Annotated in this window: 11 protein-coding genes; 2 read left to right on the top strand and 9 right to left on the bottom strand. The window is 41.2% G+C overall.

Annotated features, from left to right (window positions below):
* Positions 1-25: 25 nt before the first annotated feature.
* The 3 genes from leuS to G602_RS0117115 form a co-directional block, all read right to left on the bottom strand.
* Complete coding sequence (leuS, locus tag G602_RS0117125; RefSeq protein WP_026660043.1) at positions 26-2,443, bottom strand: leucine--tRNA ligase; 2,418 nt, start codon at positions 2,441-2,443, stop codon at positions 26-28.
* Positions 2,444-2,537: 94 nt separating this feature from the next.
* The gene (locus G602_RS0117120) at positions 2,538-4,490 is read right to left on the bottom strand and encodes an EAL domain-containing protein (protein WP_081676058.1); all 1,953 of its coding nucleotides are present in this window, start codon (positions 4,488-4,490) and stop codon (positions 2,538-2,540) included.
* Between the two features lie 214 nt (positions 4,491-4,704).
* Positions 4,705-6,795 carry an elongation factor G gene (locus G602_RS0117115; protein ID WP_026660041.1) on the bottom strand — a complete coding sequence of 697 codons (2,091 nt, stop codon included), beginning with the start codon at positions 6,793-6,795 and terminating at the stop codon, positions 4,705-4,707.
* A gap of 263 nt (positions 6,796-7,058) precedes the next feature.
* On the opposite strand from G602_RS0117115, the gene G602_RS0117110 reads away from it, so the two are divergent.
* Positions 7,059-8,159 (top strand): prephenate dehydrogenase/arogenate dehydrogenase family protein, encoded by a 1,101-nt coding sequence (locus tag G602_RS0117110; RefSeq protein WP_026660040.1) that lies wholly within the window; start codon positions 7,059-7,061, stop codon positions 8,157-8,159.
* A gap of 50 nt (positions 8,160-8,209) precedes the next feature.
* Positions 8,210-9,541 (top strand): 3-phosphoshikimate 1-carboxyvinyltransferase, encoded by a 1,332-nt coding sequence (gene aroA / locus G602_RS0117105; RefSeq protein WP_026660038.1) that lies wholly within the window; start codon positions 8,210-8,212, stop codon positions 9,539-9,541.
* A gap of 125 nt (positions 9,542-9,666) precedes the next feature.
* Here aroA and G602_RS0117100 read toward each other — a convergent pair whose 3' ends face one another.
* The 6 genes from G602_RS0117100 to pheS form a co-directional block, all read right to left on the bottom strand.
* Entirely contained in the window at positions 9,667-10,917 is a 1,251-nt protein-coding gene (locus G602_RS0117100) for a nucleotide sugar dehydrogenase (protein ID WP_026660037.1), read from the bottom strand.
* 11 nt (positions 10,918-10,928) lie between these two features.
* Complete coding sequence (locus G602_RS0117095; protein WP_026660036.1) at positions 10,929-11,273, bottom strand: PilZ domain-containing protein; 345 nt, start codon at positions 11,271-11,273, stop codon at positions 10,929-10,931.
* A 38-nt stretch (positions 11,274-11,311) separates the two neighbouring features.
* The gene (gene queA, locus G602_RS0117090) at positions 11,312-12,388 is read right to left on the bottom strand and encodes a tRNA preQ1(34) S-adenosylmethionine ribosyltransferase-isomerase QueA (protein WP_242835651.1); all 1,077 of its coding nucleotides are present in this window, start codon (positions 12,386-12,388) and stop codon (positions 11,312-11,314) included.
* 199 nt (positions 12,389-12,587) lie between these two features.
* Entirely contained in the window at positions 12,588-14,084 is a 1,497-nt protein-coding gene (locus tag G602_RS0117085) for an aminopeptidase (protein WP_026660034.1), read from the bottom strand.
* An 11-nt stretch (positions 14,085-14,095) separates the two neighbouring features.
* A complete protein-coding gene (pheT, locus tag G602_RS0117080; RefSeq protein ID WP_026660033.1) occupies positions 14,096-16,516 on the bottom strand; it encodes a phenylalanine--tRNA ligase subunit beta in 2,421 nt (806 codons plus the stop codon).
* Between the two features lie 308 nt (positions 16,517-16,824).
* Positions 16,825-17,844: a phenylalanine--tRNA ligase subunit alpha gene (pheS, locus tag G602_RS0117075; RefSeq protein ID WP_026660032.1), complete on the bottom strand. Its 1,020-nt coding sequence runs from the start codon at positions 17,842-17,844 to the stop codon at positions 16,825-16,827.
* Between the last annotated feature and the right edge of the window lie 330 nt (positions 17,845-18,174).

The following is an 18,174-nucleotide window of genomic DNA, read 5'->3' as shown; positions in this document are numbered from 1 at the left end:
CTTTTCGGTCTATGCATTTATGATTTTACTTCATAACAATATTGCAAATCTTACCGGGAACATATATTTCTTTTATTATATTTCCATCAAATTTACCTGCTATAGCTTCCTTTGCCTTAGCAAGTACTGCATCCTTCGGATCATCCTTACCTATCGAAATGGTTGCACGAACCTTACCATTTACCTGTACAGCTATTTCTATAGTATTTTCTACAGTAAGAGCCTCATCATATTCAGGCCATGTCTGCTGATAAAGTCTTCCCTCACCGCCGATTCTCTGCCAAATCTCCTCAGTAATATGAGGTGCTACAGGATTGAGCATTGTGATAAGTGTTCTGTACTCAGCCTTATTTACTGCATTCTTCTTATAGAAATCATTTATAAGTGACATCATAGCTGCTATAGCTGTGTTGTACTTAAGATTCTCAAAGTCACCTGATACCTTCTTGATAGTTCTGTGCATCTCGCCCTTAAGATCGTCTGAATACTCATCTCCATCTACAAGGATATCCTGAAGCTTCCATACTCTTTCAAGGAATCTGCGGCATCCCTTTACACCATCCTCAGACCAGGATGCTGCAAGATCAAATGCACCGATAAACATCTCATAAGTACGGAGTGTATCTGCACCGTAATCCTCTACGATATCGTCGGGGTTAACGACATTACCGCGGGACTTACTCATCTTCTCACCGTTTTCACCAAGGATCATTCCATGGCTTGTACGCTTCTGATAGGGCTCTGTTGTAGGCACTACTCCCTGATCATAAAGGAACTTATGCCAGAATCTCGAATACAGAAGGTGAAGTGTTGTATGCTCCATTCCTCCGTTATACCAGTCAACAGGAAGCCAGTATTTAAGAGCTTCCTTGCTTGCAAGCGCATCCTTATTGGTAGGATCTGTATATCTGAGGAAATACCATGAGGATCCTGCCCACTGTGGCATTGTATCAGTCTCTCTCTTAGCCGGGCCACCACAGCAAGGACATGTAGTGTTAACCCAGTCTGTCATGGCTGCAAGCGGTGATTCACCATTATCTGTGGGCTCATAGCTGTCTACTTCAGGAAGAAGTAATGGCAGCTCTGATTCATCTATCGGGACAAATCCGCATTTCTCACATTCCACAATCGGGATAGGCTCACCCCAATATCTCTGGCGGGAGAATACCCAGTCACGAAGCTTATAATTTACCTGAGCATGACCTATCTTCTTTTCTTCAAGGAAAGAAATCATCTTCTCCTTTGCATCATTAACAGAAAGTCCATTGATAAAATCAGAATTAATCAGTACTCCTGTAGCAACATCAGTAAATGCTGCTGCGTTTACATCTACTTCCTCGCCATCCTTTGCAACAACCTGAATGATGGGAAGATTAAATTTCTTAGCAAACTCCCAGTCTCTGTCATCATGAGCAGGAACTGCCATAATTGCACCTGTACCATAACTCATCAGTACATAATCAGATACCCAGATCGGTATCTCTTTTCCATTAACGGGATTAATTGCCTTAAGGCCGTCAATCTCAACACCGGTCTTATCCTTAGCAAGCTCGGAGCGTTCAAAGTCCGATTTCTTGGCAGCAGCCTCTCTGTATGAGATAACATCGCTCCAGTTCTTAATTCTGTCCTGATACTTATCAAGATAAGGATGCTCGGGAGATACAACCATATATGTTGCACCAAAGAGTGTATCGCAACGTGTTGTATAAACTGTAAGATGATCCTCTGTATCCTTAATTGCAAAGTCTACTTCTGCTCCGGTAGAACGTCCGATCCAGTTCTTCTGAGAAACTTTAACTCGCTCGATGTAGTCAACTCCGTCAAGTCCATCGATAAGCTTATCAGCATACTCAGTAATCTTAAGCATCCATTCGCTCTTGACCTTACGTACAACCTCTGATCCACAGCGCTCACAAACTCCGTTAACAACTTCCTCGTTTGCAAGACCTACCTTACAGGATGTACACCAGTTAATAGGCATTTCCTTTTTATATGCAAGACCTGCCTTGAACAGTTTTAAGAAGATCCACTGTGTCCATTTGTAATAATCGGGATCAGTTGTATTTATCTCTCTGTTCCAGTCAAAGGAATAACCCAAAGAATGAAGCTGGCTCTTGAACTTTTTAACATTATTAGCTGTTACGATCTTAGGATGAATATGATTCTTGATCGCATAGTTCTCAGTAGGAAGTCCGAAAGCATCCCATCCCATAGGATATAATACATTGTAGCCCTGCATTCTGCGCTTACGTGCAACAATATCAAGCGCAGTATACGGACGGGGATGTCCTACATGAAGTCCCTGTCCTGAAGGATACGGGAATTCAACAAGTGCATAATATTTGGGCTTAGAGTAATCATTACTTGCTGCAAATGCATTCTCATCATCCCAGATTTTCTGCCATTTCTGTTCAACTTCTTTGTGATTATATAACTCTGACATTTGAGGTACCTCGTTTTTTCATGATATAGTTAGAAATTTTAACATATTAAAGTACCATATTCAAGCGAAGTACCGCAGTTCCATGTTCTTTATTTCAGCTCTTCCTGGTAAAATATTTACCCAAATTCTCAATCGGGGACGGCTTTGCATAATGATATCCCTGAATAAAATCAAATCCTCTGTCAATACTGAATTTTTTCTGAGACTCATCTTCAACGCCTTCAACAAGCGTTACAAAACCATTTTTCTTGAAGAACTCAATCATATAAGTGATAATATCGTCCACGCGGTCATCTTTAATAGACTTATACAGAAGAGACTTATCAAACTTAATGGTCTGAACAGGCACATCAACAACTCTTTCAAGATTGGAATATCCTGTTCCAAAGTCATCCATATAAAGCTGTATTCCTTCTTTATTTAACATATCCATGTTATGCTTTACAGCATCATAGTTTTCAGCCATCATGGATTCCGTAAGTTCAAGCCTTATCATCTTCTGATCAATCTTATAGCTGTGAATTATATCCATAATTTCCTTATAAAATGTCTTATCCATAAAATCTGCCGTAGAACAGTTTATGGTAACTGCGTCAAAATCATACTCTTCCGACAGCTTTTCAATTGCTCTGCATACCTTATGCATCATTATCACCGTAAGAGCATGTATACAATTATTTCTTTCTGCAATCTGAATAAATGAATCAGGCGGAATCATCTTTCCGTCTATTTCAAGTCTCATAAGAGCCTCTGCTGATCTGAACTGATCCTTTTCTACACTATAAATAGGCTGCGCATAGCAGAGGATTCTATCATCATCCGGATCCATTTTAACTCTTATATCAAGAAGAGCCTGCTCAATCTTATATATTTCATCAAAGTCCCTAAAGTCAGTTCCATTGGCAAAGTAATAAACATTCTCGCCATCCTGCATCTTCTGTTCCCGCATATACAACATGAACAGCTGTGTCCATTTATTACCGACAGCAACAAAGCGTCTACTGTCACCGCATACGCCAAGGAAATAATGAATATGATCTTCTGTTCTCTCATGGAAATTATCCAGAATATCCCTCATCTGTTCGGAGTAATTTTCTGCATCCGATCGCTCTTTCGTTTCTATCAGAGCAATAAAAGTACCAAAGTTCACTCTATATAAAAGGATTCTGTTTGATATTCTTTCAATTTCTCTACATACCCGGGCCATCTCAACAGAAAGGATTCCGTAATCAGGTGCAAGTGTACTATCTGTAAGCTGAGGAAAATCAATATACGCCATATAGAATATTTTTCCTCTTCGCGTATTTGAAACAAACTTGCTTTCCAAAGCGCTTGTATTCTGACATCCTGTCTCTTCATCATATGGATTGGAATGGAATAGCTGATAAAGCACTATAAGAGGCATTACATATGTTGAGCCTGTAAAAATAGCATGACGGTCTATTATTTGCAGACAAAGTACGACTATTTCTATCGGTACAACTATAATTGCAGCCCTTATTACAATTCTGGAGATATATCGTCTTCTAAGGAAACATGCCAACGTACAGATTACAACACAAACAATACCTGCTATACAGTAAAATCTTGTAAATCTGCTTATATCGATGCCATCTGTCCTTACAAAAAACAGATTTTTCATCACAACCTGGAAAGTCACCCCGGCAAAATATATTGTTGCAACCAGGATATACAACATTGCAATAACGGATTTTTTCTTTAGTCTTCGCTCACTTAATAAATTCACATAATTGAAAATCAGAATAAGAATAAGCAGATAAAGCACAAGGAAAATAACAAGTAACGCAGTGAAAGATGATCTTTCATAATACTTCTCAACATTACTTGCAATCTCAACTATAACTATCTGAATAGCCGTTGCAAAAATCGATACTATTGTTCCGAGAACAAGGAACTTAAAAGATTGCGATTTTTTGGGTCTTGTAAGCGATATAAAAACCAGGAGAAGAATAGCAAAAAGAATACTGGCATACTCTCCGATTATGTCATACCGCAATCCCATATGCATTCCGATTTGTGGCATCATGTTTCCCTCATAAAAATAGCATTGCGCTTACAAAATATCATGAAAATATAAACGCAAACTAATGCATCATCAAGCTTATCGTAGCATATATATATAAGCATGCCTTAAAGAATCTATAAATTTATTATGAAGTTCAGATATTGCTGCACAAACACATAAAAAGAGCCGGGAATTCAATTAAGAAATCCCAGCCCTTGTTCATTATAATCTTAGTTTAATCTTCTGAACTATTTTCCTTAACCTTCTCAGCTCTGGCTGTAACTTCCTTCTGCTGAATATCTGAAGGAGCCTGCTCATAACGGGTAAAGCTGTACTCATAGTCTCCGGCACCACCGGTCATTGATCTTAAGGTTGTGCAGTATCCATAAAGCTCCATCATAGGAATATCTGCTTCGATGACCTGTTTTCCATCACCTGTAGGATTCATTCCAAGCACACGGCCTCTTCTCTTATTAAGGTCACCCATTACATCACCGGTAAAGCTATCCGGCACTGTAACCTTAAGAGTAGCAATAGGCTCTAAGAGAACAGGTGTGGCCTCCATAAAGCCTTTCTTGAAAGCATTGCTTGCTGCAACCTTGAAGGCCATTTCCGAAGAGTCAACCGGATGATACGATCCATCATACAGTACAGCCTTAACACCTACTACAGGATAAGCTGCCAGAGGTCCTCTCTGAGATGCTTCTGATATACCCTTTTCTACTGCAGGGAAATAATTCTTCGGAACTGCTCCTCCTACTACTTCCTGTTCGAATACATAGGGCTTTGAATCATCTCCTGAAGGCTCAAAGCGCATCTTAACGTGACCATACTGTCCGTGACCACCGGTCTGCTTCTTGTATTTATATTCCACATCTGAGTTCTTACGGATTGTCTCTCTGAAAGCTACCTTCGGCTTATCAAGATCAATACCTACTTTATACTCATTCAGAAGCTTACTTACAGCTATCTCAAGGTGCATATCGCCCATACCATAGATAAGAGACTGATGATTTTCAGCATCATTGACAACCTTGAGTGTTGCATCCTCTGCTGCAAGCTTTGCAAGAGACTGAGCAATCTTATCAATATCTGCCTTGTTCTGTGCCTTATATCTCATATATGTATATGGCTGAGAAATATCCATCGGTGCATACTGTACAGGATTTGCCTTTGTAGAAAGAGTATCACCTGTAGAAATATCAAGCTTCTGAAGTGCTCCGAAATCACCTGCATGAAGTTCAGGAACCTCAATTGTCTTATTTCCCTGCATTACGTAAATCTTACCGATTTTAACTTCGATGTCCTTATTGGAATCGTACATCATATCGTCTGTCTTCAAAACGCCGGAACGAACCTTGATCATGGAATATTTTCCAATGAAAGGATCCATCATTGTCTTAAATACAAAAGCTGTCTTAGGCTTGGAGAAATCGAAATTCGCTTCAAAAATCTCGTTGGTCTTCATGTTGATACCGGCCATCTTGCGATTCTCAGGTGCAGGCATATACTTGATAATATCATCAAGAAGTGTGTAAACACCCTGTGCAAGAATGCTGGAGCCCATCTCTATCGGAACTATTGAGCCTTCACATACATTATTTCTGAGCGCTGATCTGATCTCCTGCTCTGAGAATATATCTCCGCTGAAGTATCTGTCCATGAACTCTTCACTTGTTTCAGCAACAGCTTCCATGAGAGTATCGCGATACTGCTGCAAATATTCTTTATTGTAATCCGGAACTTCACATTCAACGGCGTCCTTACCTTCCCAGCGGAAGCCCTTTTCCTGAATTACATTTACATAACCTACAAACTTCTCATTCTCACGAATAGGAAGGTTGAAAGGTGCTATCTTTTTACCATATTTATCTGTAAGATCCTGAACTACCTGTCTGTAGGATGCATCATCGATATCCATATCGGAAACAAAGAACATACGCGGAATACCATATTTCTCGCAAAGATCCCATGCTCTCTCTGTTCCCACTTCAACACCTGCCTTGCCTGAAACAACGATAATAGCTGCATCAGCAACGCTCATAGCTTCCTGAACTTCACCAACGAAATCGAAGAAACCGGGTGCATCAAGAACATTGATCTTGTGGTCATCCCACTCCATGGCAATGTTGGTTGTGCTGATTGAAAACTGTCGTTTCTGTTCCTCTTTATCAAAGTCACTGACGGTATTTCCATCAGATACTTTACCCATTCGGGAAGTAATTCCGGAGAGGTAAGCCATTGCTTCAGCGAGTGAAGTCTTGCCGGCGCCCCCATGACCTAAGAGTACGACATTGCGTATTTTGTCACTTGTGTAAACTTTCATCTCTTGCTCCTCCAAGTCTTAAATTATGTTGGGAAAAAATAATAAAGAATTTTTAGATTTCCCCCGAACCCTATGGATATATTTTACTAAAATTGTGTATATAATACAAGTAATTCGGTCAAATTTGCACAATTGGGTAAAAAACATCATTGTAATCGATATTGTAAAATCAAATTGATTGATTTTCGCACTTTAACGTGATATAGTGATTCTGTTCGGAGCTTTTTACGCTTTAATATAAAGAAATTTCCAAGGAGTTTTTTATGAATACTGACAGCTTGACCTGCGGTTTTATAGGTCTTGGTCTCATTGGCGGTTCCATGGCAAGGGCCCTTAAGGCTAAGAACCCTAAAATCCGCATTATTTCATATACACCACATCCCGAAACATCCTTGAAAGCTAAGGAAGACGGCATTGTTGATGTTGCCTGTGACAAAGTAGACGAAAGATTTTCAGAATGTGATTATATTTTTCTCTGCGCACCTATTGAGCGAAATAACGATAATCTTTCACTCATAAAGCCTTTTCTGAATCCAAAGACAACTCTTACAGATATAGGTTCTGTTAAAACTTCAATTCATGAGCACGTTAAAGCGCTTGGACTTGAGGATCAGTTTATTGGCGGTCATCCTATGGCGGGTACCGAGAGAATCGGTTATATTAATTCCAAGGCTTCTATTTTGGAAAATGCTTTTTATATCCTTACAAAAACAGAAAAAACTACAGATGACAGACTTGAAAATTACAGACAACTTGTTGAGATGATGGGCGCAACCCCGCTTATTATCCCCTATGAGCAGCACGATTTTATCACAGCTGCTGTCAGCCATGTTCCTCATGTTATCAGTGGATGTCTTGTAAACCTTGTACACGACAGTGATTCTGAGGAAGGTCTTATGAAAATGATAGCTGCGGGCGGCTTTAAGGATATTACGAGAATATCTTCATCTTCCCCCGTAATGCTTCAACAGATATGCCTCACCAACCATAAAAACATCTCTACCCTTCTCGATAAATATATCAGCTATTTAAATGATATGAAGAAAGTGATAGATGATACCAACGGTGATGGTCTGATGGATTTCTTTTCCTCAGCAAGGGAATATAGAGATTCCTTTAATGATCTCAGAAGAGGTCCTATCCAGAAAACCTATGTTATTCGTGTTGATATTGCGGATGAGCCCGGTAACATCGCATCGGTTGCCACTCTTCTTTCCGTTAACGGAATAAACATCAAGAATATCGGCATTGTCCATAACCGCGAATTTGAACACGGAACCTTAAGCATTGAATTCCATGATGATAAGGCCATGGAAAAAGCTCTAAAATTACTGGAAACTCACGGTTATCCGTCAGTTGACTAAACAACCATTTTTACATATTAAACAGACTTGAAAGCAAAAGGGAACTAACCATGATAAGTATCGAAAAAAGTTCAAAACCATTAACAGGTGATGTATTTGTTCCGGGAGATAAATCTATTTCTCACAGAAGCATTATGTTTGGTGCTCTTTCCGAAGGCACAACAGAAATAACAGGCTTCTTAAAAAGCGGAGACTGCCTCTCTACTATTGAATGCTTTAAGCAGTTGGGTATTCTTATCGAGCATTCCCAAAGGCCCATGAACGGTGTTCCTACAATAACGGTTCATGGCAAAGGCTTGCACGGTTTAAGTGCTCCATCTTCTACTCTTTATACCGGTAACAGCGGAACCACCACCAGATTATTATCCGGAATTCTTGCAGCACAGCCCTTTGATTCCATGATTACCGGTGACAGTTCAATTGAAAAAAGACCCATGAACAGAATCATCAAACCTCTGACGCAGATGGGCGCAGATATCCATTCTGCACTTGGTAACGACTGCGCTCCTCTTATGATCAAAGGAGGAAAAAGACTTCGGGGAATCTCTTATCACAGTCCTGTAGCTTCAGCCCAGGTTAAATCCTGCATAATTCTTGCAGGTCTCTATTCAGAGAGTGATACAGTTGTATATGAGCCTGCGCTTAGCCGAAACCATACAGAAATCATGCTCCGAGCATTCGGTGCTGATATTCACAACGAATTGGATGTCAAAGGCGGTGCCTCTGCTATTCTGCATCCCGGACTTCCTTTACGTGGAATTAAGGTAAATGTACCCGGAGATATTTCTTCAGCTGCATACTTTATTGCCGCTGCGCTTCTTGTGCCCGGCTCCGACATTGTTATTCATAACGTAGGTATCAACAAAACAAGGTCAGGAATTCTCAGCATACTTACTCAGATGGGTGCCGATATTCAGCTTGAAAACGTGGATGAATCCATAGAGCCCAGAGCAGATCTTCATGTAAGATATTCCGAGCTTCACGGAAATGAGAACGGCAGATTCGAAGTTTCAGGAAAACTGATACCAACAATGATTGATGAGCTGCCTATTTTTGCGGTTGTTGCAGCCACTGCTAATTGCACAACCATAATAAAAGACGCTGCTGAGCTTAAAGTTAAGGAATCAAACAGAATTGACACTGTTTGCAATAATCTAAAGGCTATGGGTGCTGACATAGAGCCCACAGATGACGGAATGATAATTCATGGCGGAAAAACTCTTTATGCTGCCGATATCGAATGTAACAACGATCACAGAATCGCCATGAGCTTTGCAGTAGCTGCTCTTGCAGCAGAAGGTTCTACAAGAATTTTGGATGATAAATGCGTTGGCATTTCCTATCCCGACTTTTTCAAGGATTTGCGCAATCTTTACAGATAAAAAGCAAATTGTTCTTTGTACCGATAAAAAAGCCCACTATATATGTGTTTACAATTTTAGGCGATTATAGCTCTGCTAACGAACGCAAAATTGTTTACACATATATGGTGGGCATTTTACTAATATTAATCTCTTCTGAAAATATCTCTTGAATATACTTTATCCGATACGTCATCAAGGCATGAATCATAGCGGTTAGCTATAATCGCTGCACTCTTTTTCTTGAATTCTTCAAGATCATTCACTACAAGACTGCCAAAGAAAGTTGTTCCATTTTCAAGAGAAGGCTCGTAAATAATTACTGTTGCTCCCTTTGCCTTTATTCTCTTCATGACTCCCTGAATGCTACTCTGACGGAAGTTATCGGAATTACTCTTCATTGTAAGTCTGTAAACTCCGATTACAACTTCATGCTCCTTCTTAGCATCATAGGACTCGCTGTTTCCATAAGCACCGGCAATCTCAAGAACTCTGTCCGCAATGAAATCCTTACGTGTTCTATTGGATTCAACAATTGCTTCTATCAGGTTCTCGGGTACATCTGAATAGTTGGCAAGGAGCTGCTTTGTATCCTTGGGCAGGCAGTATCCGCCATATCCAAAAGAAGGATTATTATAAAAGTCCCCGACTCTCGGATCAAGGCATACACCTTTAATAATCTGATCGGTATTCAGATTCTTCATCTCAGCATAAGTATCAAGCTCATTAAAGTAAGACACTCTTAATGCAAGATATGTATTGGCAAAAAGCTTAACAGCCTCAGCCTCTGTAAAGCCCATGAAAAGGACATCCACATCTTCCTTTAATGCGCCTTCCTTTAAAAGATCAGCAAAGGTATGCGCTGCCTCTACAAGCTGCTTATCATTCTCATCCATGCCGACAATAATACGGCTTGGATAAAGGTTATCATAAAGAGCTTTTGATTCCCTAAGGAACTCAGGGCTAAAAAGAATCCTATCCGTTCCCATCTTCTCTCTTACTTTGGTAGTATATCCAACGGGAATGGTACTCTTTATAACCATGTAAGCATTCGGATTGACATTTTTTACCAGTTCGATAACAGCTTCAACAGCGCTGGTATCAAAGTAATTCTTCTTGCTGTCATAATTTGTAGGTGCTGCGATTACAACAAAATCAGCATCTTTATATGCAGCTGCACCATCTGTAGTCGCTTTAAGATCAAGCTCTTTTTCCTCAAAATATTTTTCGATGTAATCATCCTGTATCGGTGAAACTCTTTTATTAAGCATATCAACCTTCTCAGGAATAACATCAACAACTGTCACTTTGTGCTTCTGTGACAGCAAAGTCGCGATTGAAAGTCCGACATAGCCGGCACCTGCAACCGCGATCTGTAAGTCTTTAAAATCACGCATGGTAAAATCCTCTACATTTCCTCCAGTGTATCCTGTACTGTCTCATAAACAGAGATTCTCTGTCTGTCGTATTCGGGCATTCCAATAAAAATAGCTCCATATTCATAGCTATCTTCAAGGGCAGTTCCTCTAACGATTTTTATGAAAACGTGAAGAACCTCTTTTGTCCAGATAGTAAGATTACACTCGTAATTATCCCCCATAGTAAGCTGCAGATCCGATTGAAATCCCATACCAGCTCTGGAACAGTTTATCACAGATATAGCAACTGCTTCAGGCTCAGCACTGGAACCAATAGGGTTCATAATAAGCTCACCATCGAGGTCAAGCCTTTTGTATTTTCTTCTCTCTTCCATAATATCCCCCTCGATATAAAGTGTAATTATAATATAAACTAAATCTCGTCATCCGTAAAGAAACATGCATCGCCAAAGCTGAAGAATCTGTAGCGTTTTTCTATAGCCTCTTTATATGCATTTAATACGTTTTCTCTACCGGCAAGAGCTGAAACCAGCATGACAAGAGTTGATTCCGGAAGATGAAAATTTGTAATAAGACAATCTGTAACCTTAAACTTATATCCCGGATATATAAAGATTGATGTATTATCTGCGCAGGGTTCAATATGTCCGTTTTCATCCGCAGCACTTTCAATAGTCCTGCAGCTTGTTGTACCTACACATATAACGCGATGGCCGCTCTCTTTTGCCTTATTGATTTTGTCAGCAGCTTCTTTATTAACCTGATACCACTCCGTGTGCATATGATGCTCTAAAACATTTGTAACCTTAACCGGTCTGAATGTACCAAGTCCTACATGAAGGGTGACATATGCAAGTTCTATTCCTTTGTCCTGAATCTTCTGCAAAAGTTCCTGAGTAAAATGAAGTCCGGCTGTAGGCGCTGCTGCTGATCCCTCATACTTCGCATAAACTGTCTGATACATATTCTTGTCCTGAAGTTTATGAGTAATATAAGGCGGAAGCGGCATCTCTCCAAGCTTATCAAGAACCTCTTCAAAAATACCTTCATAAGAAAACTGAACAAGACGGTTTCCTTCTTCAACAATATCAAGGATTTTTGCATTTAAAAGGCCTTCTCCAAAGGTTACTTCAGCACCGGGGCGAAGTTTTTTGCCGGGTTTTACAAGGGTTTCCCAGATATCATTCTCTCTTCTTTTCAGAAGAAGTATCTCTACCGCTGCACCAGTATCCTTCTTGGTTCCAAGAAGTCTTGCGGGAATAACCTTCGTGTCATTTAAAACAAGGCAGTCCCCTGGCACAAGGTAGTCGATGATATCATGAAAAATCTTGTGTGATATCTTACCCGTGTTCTTGTTCATTACAAGGAGCTTAGCATCGTCGCGGGCAGGAAGCGGATCCTGCGCAATAAGCTCCTCGGGAAGATCAAAATAATAATCGCTGGTGCGAAGGCCTACAGTAGCCTCCACATCTATTTCTGTATTGCTCAAATTTTACTCCTAATTCCCCTCATCCGTCAGCTTCGCTGACACCTGTCTTCGCTCCGCTTCGGTCGGCGCAGAGCAATCGTCCCCCGGACGATTTGCGCCCCCAAGGGGAAGGCTTTTATAACAAGCTCAAAAGTTTGTTTTTCTAGTGCCTTCCCCCTCTGGGGGAAGGTGGCGCGAAGCGCCGGATGAGGGCTAAAAATCACATGTTTGTCAGGCTGGCTTTATTGAGGAATGTCTTATATCCTCTGTATGCCTCATATACATCTGCCTTGGAAGTAGCTTCGTAAGGTGCGTGCATGTTAAGAACTGCAACGCCGCTATCGATAACATTCATTCCATAAAGTGCGAGAATGTAAGCGATTGTTCCGCCGCCGCCTACATCTACCTTACCGAGCTCAGCCATCTGGAATTCTACGTCATCCTCTTCAAAGATACTTCTGAGATGTGCAATATACTCAGCATTGGCATCATTGGAGCCTGACTTTCCGCGGCTTCCTGTGAACTTACTGAATACAGGGCCATATCCAAGCAGCGATGCATTCTTCTTCTCAAACTGTCCTGCATAAAGCGGATCAAAAGCAGCATTAACATCAGATGAAAGCATGCATGAATTAGCAAGGCATCTTCTGAGCTTAAGCTCACTGTAATCACCGCAGAGATTCATAAGCTCTGCTACAGCATTCTCAAAGAACTTACTCTGCATACCTGTAGCACCTACGCTACCGATTTCTTCCTTATCAACAAGGATGCAGCAGCCTGTTCTCTTAAGATTCTTAACATCTAAAAGCGCTTCCATTGAAGGGTATGCACATACTCTGTCATCCTGACCATATGCAAGTATCATGGAACGGTCAAAGCCTGCATCTCTTGCCTTACCTGCAGGTACTATCTCAAGCTCTGCTGAAAGGAAGTCTTCCTCCTCAATACCGTAAAGATCATATAGAATACCAAGAACGCCGCGCTTAACAGCGTCACTTACCTTACCGCTTTCATCCTTTACAGCCTTCTCATAAGATACAGCATACTGCTGACCTTCTGTAAGCTTGTCATTTCTCTTGTCTGCCTTCTTCTTTTCATCACTTTCGATTACGAAGGGTCTGCTTCCAACAACCAGGTCAAGTGCTTCTCCCTCTACAACATTGGATGCCTTCTTGCCCATAAGATCAGCTGAAAGGTGAATAAGAAGATCACTTATGAAGAATACCGGATCGTCCTCATCCTCACCTACATTAAGCTGTACTGTAGTGCCATCCTTCTTAACTACAACACCATGAATGGAAAGCGGAATTGTTACATAGAGATATTTCTTGATTCCACCATAGTAATGAGTATCAAGGTAAGCGATGTTTGTGTCCTCGTAAAGAGGATTCTGCTTAACATCCATTCTGGGTGAGTCGATATGAGCACCAAGAATGTTCATACCGTTTTCGAAGGGCTCTGAACCGATCTGGAACATAACAATTGACTTGTTCATCCAAACGCTGTATACCTTATCACCCTTCCTGAGCTTTGTGTTTGTGCCAATAAGAGTATTGAGCTCTCTATAACCCTTTTCCTCGATCTCATTTACGATTGTATCGATAGCTTCGCGCTCTGTCTTGGCGCTATCAAGGAAAGCTTTATAGCTGTCAGTAAATGACTCTAATTCCTTTAACTGCTTTGCAGTATATTTTGTCCATACGTTAGTTCTTTTCATATTATTGCTCCTTAACTTCTAAGTGAAATATTAAGGCTTTCAAGACCATTCAAAATCTTCTTCATAGCCCCGTTTACTTCATCATCGGCAAGAGTCTTTTCCTTGTCTCTGAATGCAAGTGAGTATGCCATTGACTTAAAGCCCTTCTCAATCTGTGCCCCTTCATAGATGTCGAAAAGTTCAAGCTTTTCAAGCTTCTTACCGCCACGCTGCTTAATCATCTTCTCGATATCGCCGGCTGTAACATCTGTAGGAACTACCATACTGATATCTCTTGTAACAGCAGGGAACTTAGCAATTCCTGTATATACACGCATGTAGCTTGCATGAGGAACAATTGCGGGAAGGTCAAGAACTGCAACATATGCTCTTGTTCCGATTCCGTAGTTATCAAGTACTTCAGGATGAATCTCACCAAGATATCCGATAACCTCGCCCTTGAAGGAAACAAGTGCCTGACGTCCGGGATGAAGGAAGGGTTTTCCAGCCTTTGCATCATATTCAAGTTCATCAGCCATACCAATCTGTCCAAGGAACTCTTCTACAGCGCCCTTCATGGTGAAGAAGTCGCCATCACCATAGAAGCCAAGAACAAACTGTGATCTCTCATCAGGAAGCTCTGTTAAAGGAAGCTCCTTTGCAATATAAATATTAGCTATCTCATAGAGCTTAACATCCTTATTTCTACGTTTGTAGTTTGTTGCAAGACTTGTAAGTATAACATTAAGCGGAACTGTTCTCATTATTGAGAAGTCTTCACCTAAAGGATTCGAAATCTTAATCGCATTTCTCTCAGGTGCATCCTCAGGTAAAAGAAGCTTGTCAAATACCTTAGGGCTCTCAAAGGAGTAACCATAAGCCTGTGAGAATCCGCAGAACTGGGCAACCTCTCTTGCAGTCTTCTCAACTGTCATCTTGAAAGTAAGCTTTCCTGTTGTAGGCGCGTTCTTAGGAAGTGTTGATGGTATCTTGTCATAACCATAGAATCTTGCAACTTCCTCAGCAATATCACACATACCAATCAGGTCCTGTCTGAAGCTGGGCACAACTATTTCATTTGCAGCTTCATCATAGGTTAGCTCTTCTCTTGCAAAAATATCAAGCATTGTCTGTCTGTCGATATCTGTTCCGAGAAGTGCATTTATTCTATCAGGCTCAAACTTAATTCTGTTGAGCGGCTTTATAGGTGATTTTGCTTCAACCATTCCTGCTGTAACCTTACCACAGCCAAGCTCATTAATAAGCTGACATGCACGATTGATAGCATCCTCAGCATTATTGGGATCAAGTCCTTTTTCAAAGAAGCCTGAAGCATCTGTACGAAGGCCGATTCTCTTTGCGCTCTTACGGATGTTAGGGCCGTTAAAGGTAGCAGCCTCAAAAAGAACTGTCTTGGCATCCTCTGTGATCATGGAATTCTCACCGCCCATGATACCACCTATAGCGACTTCCTTCTCGCCATCACAGATCATGATTACCTCGCTGTCAAGATTTCTCTCCTGACCATCAAGAGTAACAAACTTCTCTCCGTCCTTAGCACGCTTAACGACAATTTTATTTCCAGCTATTGTAGAAAGGTCAAATGCATGCATAGGCTGACCATATTCAAGCATTACATAGTTTGTAATATCAACGATATTATTGATAGGTCTTACGCCGTTTGCTGCAAGTCTTCTCTGCATCCACTCAGGTGAAGGTCCGACCTTTATATCTGTGCAGACTCTTGCGCAATAGCGTGAGCAAAGGTCAGCATCCTTAATCTCAACTGAAATATAATCAGAAGCCTTTTCATCAGTCTCCTCTACCTTTACCTCAGGAGCCTTGAAAGGAAGCTTAAAGGTTGCAGCAGCTTCTCTTGCAATGCCAAGAATGCTGTAGCAATCAACACGGTTACTTGTTACTTCGAACTCAAATACAGTATCGTGAAGTCCAAGTACCTCTACTGCATCAGCTCCAACCTCTGTATCCTCAGGAAGAATATAAAGTCCGTCCTCAGGTGCATCTGGATAGAAGTCCTTAGATGAACCGAGCTCCTCAATAGAGCACATCATACCTGCACTGGGAACTCCGCGAAGCTTACCAGCTTTAATCTTAATTCCTTCCTCGGGATTCGGGCTTCCGTCATGACCGCCTGCAACTCTTCCGCCGTCAAGTACAACCGGAACCTTATCCCCTTCCTTCATGTTCTTAGCACCGGTAACAATCTGAATCATCTCAGTACCGATATTTACCTGGCAGATAACAAGTTTATCTGCATCGGGATGGGGCTCGATCTTATCGATCTGACCTACAACAATTTTCTCCAAGTTCTTATCAAGACGATGGAATCCCTCGCCCTTTGTTCCGGAAAGTGTAAGTGCATCAAGAATTTCCTGATCGCTTGCATTTAAATCCGGTACGTATGCTTTAATCCATGATAAATTTGCGTCCATAGCGCAACCTCTCTTTCTTTAAATGATACCCCTCATCCGGCGCTTCGCGCCACCTTCCCCCCAAGGGGGGGGAAGGCTTCATATATTGGTTCCTCCCCCTGATGGAAAAGTTTTTTGTATTGGCACCTCCCTAATGGAAAAGCCTTTTTGTATTGCTCCTCCCTAATGGAAAAGCCTTTTTGTATTGGCTCCTCCCTAATGGAAAAGCCTTTTTGTATTGCTCCTCCCTAATGGAAAAGCCTTTTTGTATTGGCTCCTCCCTAATGGAAAAGCCTTTTTGTATTGGCTCCTCCCTAATGGAAAAGTCTTTAGAATTGTTCTAAGAATCGTATGTCGTTCTCGTACAGAAGTCGCATGTCGTCAATTTCGTATTTCAGAACTGCGATTCTCTCAAGTCCAAGTCCGAATGCAAAGCCTGTATACTCGTTAGGATCAATACCGCTCATCTCAAGAACATGGGGGTGAACCATTCCGCAGCCAAGGATCTCAATCCATCCCTCACCCTTACAGAAGCGGCAGCCCTTTCCGCCGCACTTAAAGCAGCTTACATCCATCTCAGCTGAAGGCTCAGTGAACGGGAAGTGATGAGGTCTGAACTTAACCTTAACATCCTCACCGAATATTTCCTTTGCAAACTCAGCAAGAGTTCCCTTAAGATCAGCAAAAGTAATTCCCTTGTCAATAACAAGTCCCTCAATCTGATGGAAGCTGGGGCTGTGTGTAGCATCAACCTCATCTGCTCTGAATACACGACCGGGAGCTATCATCTTAATAGGAAGCTTTCCTTTCTCCATCTCATGAACCTGAGTTGAAGAAGTCTGTGTACGAAGGAGAAGATCTCCGCTTATATAGAATGTATCCTGTTCATCCTTAGCCGGATGATCTGCAGGAATATTTAATGCCTCAAAATTGTAATAGTCCTTTTCTACCTCAGGACCTTCGGCAACTTCATAACCCATACCGATAAATACATTCTCAACATCCTCGAGGGTTATGGTATTAGGATGACGATGTCCTACATTATTTTTCTTTGCAGGAAGTGTAACATCAATAGTTTCACTGGCAAGCTTAGCCTCTCTGACAGCTGCCTCCATCTTTTTCTTTGTAGCCTCAAGGTTCTTTTCGATTTCCTCACGAACCTCGTTAACCATCTGACCAACCTTAGGTCTGTCCTCAGGTGCAACCTCTTTCATACTCTTTAAAATACTTGTAAGTTCACCTTTTTTACCAAGGAAATTTACACGGATTTCATTAAGCATATCAAGGCCATCTGTATCGCCTATCTGCTTTAACGCATTTTCCCTGATTTTTTCTAATTGCTCTTTTATCATGTTTACCTTCCTATTCTGTCAAGCCTGAAAATACGATTTTTACTGGCTTTGACGATTTTGTTATTCCTCAAAACAAGAGCCAAAGGTGATGAATTGTCATAGTATCTTGTACTGAATAGCCGATTTCAGGTAGCACTAATAAAGCATCCTCTTGTTTGCTCTATAAAGGCCATTTCTCCTTTGATCAACTATGATGGCTAACCTTCCGTGTCTAAAGGGATCGTGTCCCAACTTCCTTCGTCCAGCCAATTCATACACCAAGTGCCAGCAAAGCTCCTAAACAGGGTCAAGCCCTAGGGAAAATACCACCGCCAGCTACAGCTCTTG

This window comes from Butyrivibrio sp. AC2005, from assembly GCF_000424145.1.
In the GTDB taxonomy this organism is placed as follows: Bacteria; Bacillota; Clostridia; order Lachnospirales; family Lachnospiraceae; genus Butyrivibrio.
Note: the sequence above shows the minus strand (reverse complement) of the source record. Positions and strands in the feature narration are given on the sequence as shown.

Coding starts and splice junctions, on each gene's coding strand:
- aroA (WP_026660038.1), top strand. CDS start 8,210: ATGATAAGTATCGAAAAAAGTTCAAAACCATTAACAGGTGATGTATTT.
- G602_RS0117110 (WP_026660040.1), top strand. CDS start 7,059: ATGAATACTGACAGCTTGACCTGCGGTTTTATAGGTCTTGGTCTCATT.
- G602_RS0117115 (WP_026660041.1), bottom strand. CDS start 6,795: ATGAAAGTTTACACAAGTGACAAAATACGCAATGTCGTACTCTTAGGT.
- leuS (WP_026660043.1), bottom strand. CDS start 2,443: ATGTCAGAGTTATATAATCACAAAGAAGTTGAACAGAAATGGCAGAAA.
- pheT (WP_026660033.1), bottom strand. CDS start 16,516: ATGGACGCAAATTTATCATGGATTAAAGCATACGTACCGGATTTAAAT.
- G602_RS0117085 (WP_026660034.1), bottom strand. CDS start 14,084: ATGAAAAGAACTAACGTATGGACAAAATATACTGCAAAGCAGTTAAAG.
- G602_RS0117095 (WP_026660036.1), bottom strand. CDS start 11,273: ATGGAAGAGAGAAGAAAATACAAAAGGCTTGACCTCGATGGTGAGCTT.
- G602_RS0117120 (WP_081676058.1), bottom strand. CDS start 4,490: ATGATGCCACAAATCGGAATGCATATGGGATTGCGGTATGACATAATC.
- G602_RS0117100 (WP_026660037.1), bottom strand. CDS start 10,917: ATGCGTGATTTTAAAGACTTACAGATCGCGGTTGCAGGTGCCGGCTAT.